Annotated in this window: 7 protein-coding genes; all 7 read left to right on the forward strand. The window is 36.7% G+C overall.

From position 1 onward, the window contains the following. Window positions 1-78: 78 nt before the first annotated feature. The 7 genes from H592_RS22975 to H592_RS0119995 all read left to right on the forward strand — a co-directional run bounded on the left by H592_RS22975 (window position 79) and on the right by H592_RS0119995 (window position 8,293). Window positions 79-1,302 carry a sirohydrochlorin chelatase gene (locus tag H592_RS22975; protein WP_037072338.1) on the forward strand — a complete coding sequence of 408 codons (1,224 nt, stop codon included), beginning with the start codon at window positions 79-81 and terminating at the stop codon, window positions 1,300-1,302. Between the two features lie 154 nt (window positions 1,303-1,456). Next, entirely contained in the window at window positions 1,457-2,095 is a 639-nt protein-coding gene (locus tag H592_RS23445) for a histidine phosphatase family protein (RefSeq protein ID WP_051369285.1), read from the forward strand. Next, on the forward strand, window positions 2,092-3,021 hold the full coding sequence (cbiB, locus tag H592_RS0119975) for an adenosylcobinamide-phosphate synthase CbiB (RefSeq protein ID WP_028870320.1): 930 nt from the start codon (window positions 2,092-2,094) through the stop codon (window positions 3,019-3,021). Before H592_RS23445 ends, cbiB begins: the two co-directional genes overlap by 4 nt. A gap of 303 nt (window positions 3,022-3,324) precedes the next feature. After that, on the forward strand, window positions 3,325-4,395 hold the full coding sequence (locus H592_RS0119980; protein WP_051369286.1) for a threonine-phosphate decarboxylase: 1,071 nt from the start codon (window positions 3,325-3,327) through the stop codon (window positions 4,393-4,395). A gap of 101 nt (window positions 4,396-4,496) precedes the next feature. Continuing rightward, window positions 4,497-6,524 (forward strand): sensor domain-containing protein, encoded by a 2,028-nt coding sequence (locus tag H592_RS22985; RefSeq protein WP_051369287.1) that lies wholly within the window; start codon window positions 4,497-4,499, stop codon window positions 6,522-6,524. A gap of 172 nt (window positions 6,525-6,696) precedes the next feature. After that, the gene (locus H592_RS0119990; protein WP_028870322.1) at window positions 6,697-7,146 is read left to right on the forward strand and encodes a DUF302 domain-containing protein; all 450 of its coding nucleotides are present in this window, start codon (window positions 6,697-6,699) and stop codon (window positions 7,144-7,146) included. A gap of 385 nt (window positions 7,147-7,531) precedes the next feature. Continuing rightward, the gene (locus H592_RS0119995; protein ID WP_028870323.1) at window positions 7,532-8,293 is read left to right on the forward strand and encodes a transporter substrate-binding domain-containing protein; all 762 of its coding nucleotides are present in this window, start codon (window positions 7,532-7,534) and stop codon (window positions 8,291-8,293) included. Window positions 8,294-9,044: the final 751 nt, after the last annotated feature.

The raw sequence follows: 9,044 nt of genomic DNA on the forward strand, positions 1-9,044 counted from the left end.
TCAATTCCGTTTACAGCGAATCAACAGCGCCAAATAAAGTGTAAATAAAAACAATCAAAAGATATAAAGAGATTAAAAATGAATAATAAAGTAGTTAAGAAAGGCATTATGGTTTGTGGTCACGGTAGCCGTGATAAAGACGCTGAAATGGAATTCTCACTGGTTGCTGAAGGGTTAAAAAAACGTTTTCCTGACTTGCCTGTTGAATACGGATTCTTAGAGTATTCTGCGCCTAACATTCACATGGGTTTAAACAGTTTGATCAACCAAGGTGTTGAGCATATTTATGCCGTACCCGGTATGTTATTTGCTGCAACACATGCTAAAAATGATATTCCTTCAGTATTAACTACTTTTGAAGAAAAAAATGAAGGATTGCAAGTAAGTTACGGTAAAGAGTTAGGTTTACAAGAGCCAATGATCAACGCGTTTCAAGCTCGTATTTATGAATCATTAGGGTTAGATGCTGATAATCCACCTGCTGAATTATACGATACGATGTTAGTCGTTGTTGGCCGTGGTACTTCTGATACACAAGCGAATGCTGAAGCGGCTAAATTAACACGTATTGTTAGTGAAAATATGGGCTTTGGTTGGGCTGATACAGTTTATTCCGGTGTGACTTACCCTTCAGTTGGAGTAGGCCTTGAAAAGCTGATTAAACTTGATTACAAGCGTATTGTGGTTGCCCCTTATTTCTTATTTACAGGCCGTTTAATCAAACGTATTTCTGGTTATGTCGATAAAATTGCAAAAGAAAACCCAAGCATTGAATTTATTAATACGCCTTACTTACGTGACCATGAAAAGGTAATCGATGCATTTGAAGTCCGTGTTCGTGACATCATGGATAATACGCAATCAAGTGAAGAAGATTTGATGGCAATATTCAAGCGTCGATTAGCCGCTGGTGAAATCGATGTGCATCATCATCATGCTGAATATCAAGATCCAGCAACAGAGCAGGCGCATTCGCACGATCATGACCATTCTCACAGCCATGATCATGCACATTCTCATGATCAGCATTCACACGGTCATTCTCATGATAGTGAACACTCTCATAATGAGCATTCACATGAGCATTCTCATAGCCATGACCATGACCATGCCCATACGCATGTAGAGCCTCATAGTCACGGTGTGTATAAACATATTGCTCATCCATTAGGGCCTAGAACCATGATTGGTGAAGGCGTCTGTTGTTGTTTCATGGGACAATTCCCACAATGGTTATTGGATGAAGAAAAAGATCGCATTGATAATGGCGTTCAAGGTGAAGCGTTAGCACACAAAAAATAGTTGTTATTGATAAAGTAACATCTCATTTTTATACTATAAAGTAACTAATGGCAGGTGAGCATTAGTTACTTTTTATTTTTGATTACTATCAACGGGAATCAAATTTGATTAACACTGTCCTATTAAACCTTCTGATTAAAATAAGAGCTGACATTTGAATAACAAAACTACTTTTTATCTTGCCCGCCATGGGCAGACTGAATGGAATGTTGAACACCGAATTCAAGGGCAGCTCGATAGTTTCCTTACGTCAGAAGGGAAACAACAAGCTTCACAACTCGCAGCTCAGTGCCGCGAGTTAAATATTACTCAAGTGTTAACGTCTTCATTAGGGCGTGCCGTTCAAACTGCTAACATTTGTGCAGAACAGTTAAATATAACCGTTAAGCCTGTACCAGGTTTTGAAGAGCGTCATTTTGGTATTTGGCAAGGTAAGCTAGTTAGCGAAGTAAATGGTGATCTTAATTATAATGAAATTACCTCACACATTACTGACTGTAAACCTGAACAAGGTGAAAGTGCAAAAGAGCTATTAGCGCGTTTTACAAAAGCATTAACTAATCAGTTGCAAACGGCGAATAATGAAACCTTTTTAATTGTCAGTCACGGCGATATTTTACGATCTTTTATGGCGCAATTTAGTCAACCGTTATTATCGGAAGTATCTTTGTCTGAAGCATCATTATCTAAAGAATCATCAAAAAAAGCATTAAGTACCGGTTATGACTATAAAAATGCGCAATTAATTACCATGACTTATGATCAAGAAACAGGAACGTTCTCAAAACTATGATACTGCTGTTTACCTTGATAACTGCGCTGGTGGTTGACCACTTCATTGGCGAGCCTAGGCGTTTCCATCCTTTAATTATATTTGGCAACTTCGCTAATAAATTAGAAAAAAAATTCAATAAAGGTAACCATCAACAACAATTTATTGGTGGCCTCGTTACTTGGTGTTTATTAGTACTGCCATTGCCATTGTTATATGTTTTACTGCTTTGGTTACTGCCTGTTTATCTGATTCTGTTAGTTAATATTTATATTGTTTACTGGGCTGTTGCATTAAATAGTTTGAATTTACATGGCATGCAAATTTATAACCCGTTAATCAATGACGATTTAGCGCAAGCACAGCATTATTGCTCTTATATCGTGAGCCGTGATACTAGCGAATTGGATGCTCAAGCAATCAGCCGAGCAACCACCGAATCTATGCTTGAAAATGGCCATGATGGTGTCACTGCAACGCTTATCTATTTTGTTATTGGCGGAGCGCCGCTAGTGATCATACATCGCTTGAGTAACACCTTAGATGCAATGTGGGGTTATCGAACTGAGCAGTTTAACTATTTTGGTAAGTTTAGTGCCAGAATGGATGACTTATTAGGTTTTGTAAGTGGAAAAATCACTGCGTTATTATTTACCGTCATTGGTTTGTTTAATGGTACTGCCAAGCAAGCGCTTGTTAATGCGTATTCACAAAGCCAATCTTATAAAAGCCATAATGGTGGTTGGGTAATGGCCTCTGGCGCAACGGTGCTAAATGTTTGTTTAGGTGGCAGTGCAGTTTATTTTGGTAAAACAGTTAACTCACCATTATTAGGTCAAGGTGAAGTTGTTCAAAGTAAGCATATTAAAGCTAGCCTAACCTTAGTAAAACAAGCGGTCGTTGTTTGGTTAGTAGTTGTTTTTGTTTATCAATGGTTTCTACTGTAATCGTTACTAATGATCTACCAACTGTATAAGCTGTCAACGAGTGGCTTTAGTTAGTCTTTTCAGTATTTAACTCTTTTTAGTATTAAGTTTAGTTATTTCTAGTAGTTATTTTCGCTAGTTATTTACCTTAGTTATTTACCTTAGTTATCCGCCTTAGCTATTTACCTTCGTTATTCACCTCAGTTATCCTAGCCACTTATTATGATTAGTACTTTTAACCAATCATTTTAGCTGTTTATGTTTGTTACAATTGGTGAGTCTATCTACTCATCTATCGCTATTTTTAAAAGGTCAATTCGTATCATGGCAACTCTACATGGCGGACAACTTAGCCGCGTCGCAAAGCAGTATCAAATCCCAGAGCAAGAGTGGTTAGATCTGTCTACGGGCATTGCTCCATTTAGTTACCCGATTCCCAAAATTCCAACTCATATATGGCAAAATTTACCCACTATTACCGATAGTTTAGTGAATGCGGCGAAAGCCTATTATAAAGCACCGTATTGCTGGCCGTTAGCCGGCAGTCAGCAGTTGATTGAAAAGCTACCAGAGCTGTGGAATTGCAAAGTGGCTGAACTCAATAATATTCCACTCAAAGAGAAACATGCCTATTTACCTAAAGTAGGTTATAAAGAGCACCAACAAGCTTGGTCTAAAGCAGGTTATCGATTACATTTTTATCAACAGTCATTACCCTGTGATATACAACAAAATAGTGTGGTAGTGGTGATCAATCCAAATAATCCACTAACCGATGCTTTTACTATTGAACAATTAAAACAATGCCAGGAACTATGTGCCCAGCAGCAAGCTTTATTAGTCATTGATGAAGCATTTGCAGATATTTTTGAGCCTGAATTTAGTTTTATTTATCACCTTACTGATTTAAATGATATAACCTATCAAGAACACCGCTTAGATCAAATTAGTGAAAATGTGATTGTATTACGCTCCGTAGGAAAATTTTTTGGACTTGCCGGTTTACGCATTGGTTTTGTTTGTAGTAGCCAAGAGTGGTGTCAAACGGTACAAGAAAATATTGGACCTTGGTCAATTAATGGTCCTGCATTATTTATTACAGAGCAGGTATTAAAAGATAAAACGTGGCAAGTTACTCAAAAAATGCGATTACAACAACAAAGCAAAGTAATGCGATCTATACTCGAAATTCATTTTGTAGGTGCACGTATTGAAGCCAATGCATTGTTTATTACTGTTTTTCTGAATCAAGCCGCAGATGTCTATCATCAGCTTTGCGAACAAGGTATTTATGTCAGATTAACCGATGAAAATGATTCGTTACGTTTTGGTATTGCTAATGAAACCCAATTAAAAAAATTGCAGTTGGCATTAATAAAGGTCATTAGTTATTAGCCTTACTTTACATTCAGTATTTAGTCTGTAAATGTTGTAAGCTATTTGTTTTATTTTTTTACCTGTAAATACAGGTTCAGTTTTAACGTTAAGGGGGGAAAGTGGCGTTTTTTGAAAACTTACTCGATAGATACGAAAAAAACGGCGCAATTTTAACGTTACAATTAGACGGGACTATTCTCGAGGTTAATCAGTGCTATTTAAAAATGGTCAATACAACTACTGATGATGCCGTTGGTAAAAATATTAAAGAGTTTGATCTGCATTTAGCTGAACAGGGTATTTCAACACTACATAATACAACCTATGGGCATTACCATTCTCGGTTGCTTACAATGAATGCCGAAACCACTCCCGTTGAAGTCGTATTTTTCCGCCGCTATGATCAAACCGATGTGATCACTTTATTTATTAAAAACTTATCTTATTTAGATGAAGCAAAGCATGCATTATCTTTTTTATCGAAAATGTATCGAGAATATAAAGAAGCGGTATTAGTGACAGATGCATCGGGTTATATTTTATGTGCTAATGATAGCTTTAGTGAAATTACAGGTTACTCCAGCCAAGAGGTGTTGGGTAAGACTCCTTCAATATTAAAATCCGGCAAACAGGACAAACATTTTTATCGCAAATTTTGGCAAGAACTAATAAGTACAGGTAATTGGCATGGTGAGATTTGGAATAAACGTAAAAATGGTGAAATATTCCCAGAGTGGTTAAATGTCTCATGTTTAAAAGACGACAATGACATTATTACGCATTATATTTGTCAATTTAACGATATCACTACATTAAAAAAATCAATAGAAGAAAAGAAATTTCATACTTATTATGATTCATTGACGTGTTTACCTAACCGCAGATTATTATTTGAAAAACTGGCCGAATTACAAAAATCTAACGCAGTTAAACCTGCTTATTTTGCTGTTTTATGTTGTGATTTAGACCGTTTTAAAATGATTAACGACACATATGGCCATCATGTGGGTGATGAGCTATTAAAGTGTATTGCTAATCGTTTTGAAAGACGATTAAGAGATAATGACATACTGGCAAGAAGTGGTGATGATGAGTTTGTTGTTGTTATTCAAGGTGAAGAGTCACTTAAAAATATAGATAAAATAACGGCTAAACTATTAACTATCTTTGACCGTCCTTTTCTTACTGGATATGGACAATTTAAAATGTCGATTAGTATTGGCATTAGTCAGTTCCCTGTCAATTCAACCGATTTACGTGAGCTTATCTCCTTTGCCGATGTAGCGATGCAAAAAGTGAAGCGGTTAGGTGGTAATCAATATGCTATTTTTGACTCATCAGAGAAACAGTTAGTTCGACAACAACACTTGTTAGAGCAAGATATAAAAGTAGCGCTGTCTAGGCAAGAATTTGAAGTGTGGTATCAGCCTCAAATTAACTCCATTACCGACCAGGTTTACGGTGTCGAGTGTTTATTAAGATGGAAGCATTACGATCACGGCATTATTTCACCTGAGATCTTCATTCCGATACTTGAATCCAATGGCATGATCAAAGAAGTCGGTGACTTTGTCATTGAAATGGCCTGCATACAGGTAAAAAAATGGCAAAGTAAACAAAAGTTTAACGGCATTGTCGCGATCAATGTTTCCTTACGACAATTAGACAACGAAAGCTTTGTGTCCACCATTGAGGATATACTTAATAAGTATCAGGTAGAAGGTAGCTCAATAGAACTTGAAGTCACGGAATCTTTGTTCTCTGAAAATAATAAATACTTGATCCCAACGTTAAATAAACTAAGGGCCTTAGGGATAAAACTATCGATAGATGACTTTGGTACCGGATATTCTTCACTACAACGTTTGAAAACATTACCCGTTGATAATGTGAAAATAGATAAATGCTTTATCGATAATATTGTTGATTCAGAAAAAGACTTATCCATTATCAATGCCTTGATCTTATTATCAAAAACCTTCAAATTTGGATTGGTTGCAGAAGGTATTGAAAACAAGCAGCAAGCAGATTGTTTGAACCGATTAGGTTGCTTCAATCATCAAGGTTTTTTATACAGTAAACCTCTCAGAATTAACGATTTTGAAACATTACTTGATAATCACAAGGTTAATCATTTACACCTCTAAGTTAAAAAGGCAGTATTAAATTCGTACCGTTTTATAGAATTTAAGTTCGCTAGTCATTTTTAATACTTTAGTCTCTTTGCTAATTTCTTGGCAACCATCATTTGCTAGAAGTTTTATGCAAAGAAAACCTCTAAGTCTATCCCTCTAAACCTATAATTGAAGAGAAATTACTATGAAAAAAATTATTATATTTGCATTGTTCTCATTTTTTGTTTCAGGCTACGCGCAAGCTTCAGAAGGTTTAATTTCAGTTGAGAGTAAGCATTCAGCAAAACAGACCGCAGATAAATTTGCATCAATCGTAGAAAAAAAAGGACTAACTCTTTTTGCTAGAATTGATCATCAAAAAAATGCTGCAGGGGTTGATTTAACAATAAGATCAACGGAAGTGATCATCTTTGGTAACCCAAAGGTTGGGACGCCAATTATGCAATGTTCACAACTAGCTGCCATTGACCTTCCTCAAAAAGTATTAATCTGGACCGATGCGGATAATAAAGTTTGGCTTACCTACAACGATCCAGAATATATGAAACAGCGCCATGACTTAAAAGGGTGTGACAAAGTACTAATGAAGGTCTCCACGGTACTAAGTGGCTTAACGCAAGCAGCTGCAAAATAACTAACCATTTTTGGTTGCATATAACTGCTAACATAATCAATTGTTTAGCTCAGTCTTTGCGCTTTTTTTTGGGTAGTTAGCACTCCGTTTTAATGGAGTGCTGAAAAGCCATATAGATTGAAACCCTATAACCAGTGAATTTGTTGTAGGGTTCACGCTTTCAGTAACATCATGGCTTATTAAAGTAACCTGTTATTTGTAAAGAGAGTGGTTATAAAAAATCTGTTTATATACCGATGACTTATAAACCGATTTCTGATGAAAAAAACTTATAAACCAATACCTATTAAGCCAATACCTACAAACAAGACCTATAAGATAATTCCTATAAACCTGTGCCTATAAGCATGACCTATAAAACAAGACTTAAAACTTAAGGATATTTATGAAACTCTCTTCCATTGCTTTGCTTTCAATCGCTGCTATTAGCTTTAATGCTCAAGCTGACTTACTGGGTGATATTCAAGAAAAAGGAGTATTAACCATAGGTACAACGGGCGACTATAAACCTTTTACTTACTACGATAATACACAGTATTCAGGTTACGATATTGATGTTGCAAAACATTTTGCAGAGCAGTTGGGTGTTGAAGTACGTTTTGTACAAACGACGTGGAAAAATCTAGTCGGAGATCTTAAACAAGGTAAATATGATATCGCAATGGGTGGAATTACCCGTCGGTTGTCACGTCAATTAGCAGCAGAACAATCCCAGGGCTATTTGACCTTTGGTAAAGTATTTTTAGTTGCCAATGGCAAGCAAGACCAATATGACACATTAAAAGAAGTGAATGTACCGAGTGTTAAAGTAGGTGTGAATATTGGCGGAACTAATGAAAAATTTGCAGCGCAATTTCTGACTAAAGCCACCATTGTGAAATATGAAAACAACCTAGATGTACCAAAAGCAGTATCCGCTGGCACGGTTGATGTGATGGTAACTGAGACCCCAGAAGCCTTATTTTATCAAGCAACAGATAAAACCTTACAAGCAGTGAGAGAAGAAAACCCATTCACAAAAAGCCAGTTTGGTTACCTGATGCCAGTAGGAGAACAACGCCTATTAAACACAGTTAACTTCATAATGGATGAAATGAAACTAAAAGGCGTAGATAAAGCGCTAATGAAGAAAAACTCATTATTATAATTAAAACCAAATACCGATAATTGGAGTGAAAATACTCTCTCATTAGCCCCTTTAACGCCTTCCTCTTTTATAAGAGAAAGGCGTGTCCCCGCAACGGCGAAATAAATGCTAATAATAATCAAACTGCCACGACGAGCAAAGACAAGCTAAAACCCAAACGGCTTCTTCAAAACAAGCGCTTATCATCACTACGAAGAACAGATTAAACTGCCACAATAAAACATGACTCATTGTGGACGTACAATCCCACCGTCAAGTTTTCCCAAGCTAAATTGGCATTTTAGCAATCACAAACAGGACGTTTGCGATAATGTCAGAATGGCCATGGACGGCCATCCTGAGATGATGCGTTTAAAATGCCGGTTTAGATTGGAGCAGAAAACGATCCAGTGTCAGTCTCTTTGATTTTTTGGGTACTGGTTTCTCTTCTGACCAAGAGAAAGTGAAGTCGCCGAAAGGGCGAAATACCAAAGTATACAATTAATCAAACTGCCACGATGAGCGCAGACGAGCCAAGTACCAACAAACTTCACCAAAGCAATCACTTACCATCCCTACTCAGAACTGATAAAACTACCATAATAAAACATGACTCAATGTGGCTACAATATGGCCACCGTTGAGTTTTCCCAAATCATCAATGGCTTTTAGTAAAGCCAAACAGGATGTTTGGATTAGGCTCGTTTGGCACATGGATGTGCCGTAAGAGCCGGTGCGTTATAAAAGCCATTTATTAGTTGGAACAGAAAAC

The organism is Psychromonas arctica DSM 14288 (genome assembly GCF_000482725.1).
In the GTDB taxonomy this organism is placed as follows: Bacteria; Pseudomonadota; Gammaproteobacteria; order Enterobacterales; family Psychromonadaceae; genus Psychromonas; species Psychromonas arctica.

Excerpts from the sequence above, each read along its gene's own strand:
- H592_RS22975 (WP_037072338.1), top strand. The coding sequence starts at position 79 with ATGAATAATAAAGTAGTTAAGAAAGGCATTATGGTTTGTGGTCACGGT.
- cbiB (WP_028870320.1), top strand. The coding sequence starts at position 2,092 with ATGATACTGCTGTTTACCTTGATAACTGCGCTGGTGGTTGACCACTTC.
- H592_RS0119980 (WP_051369286.1), top strand. The coding sequence starts at position 3,325 with ATGGCAACTCTACATGGCGGACAACTTAGCCGCGTCGCAAAGCAGTAT.
- H592_RS0119990 (WP_028870322.1), top strand. The coding sequence starts at position 6,697 with ATGAAAAAAATTATTATATTTGCATTGTTCTCATTTTTTGTTTCAGGC.
- H592_RS0119995 (WP_028870323.1), top strand. The coding sequence starts at position 7,532 with ATGAAACTCTCTTCCATTGCTTTGCTTTCAATCGCTGCTATTAGCTTT.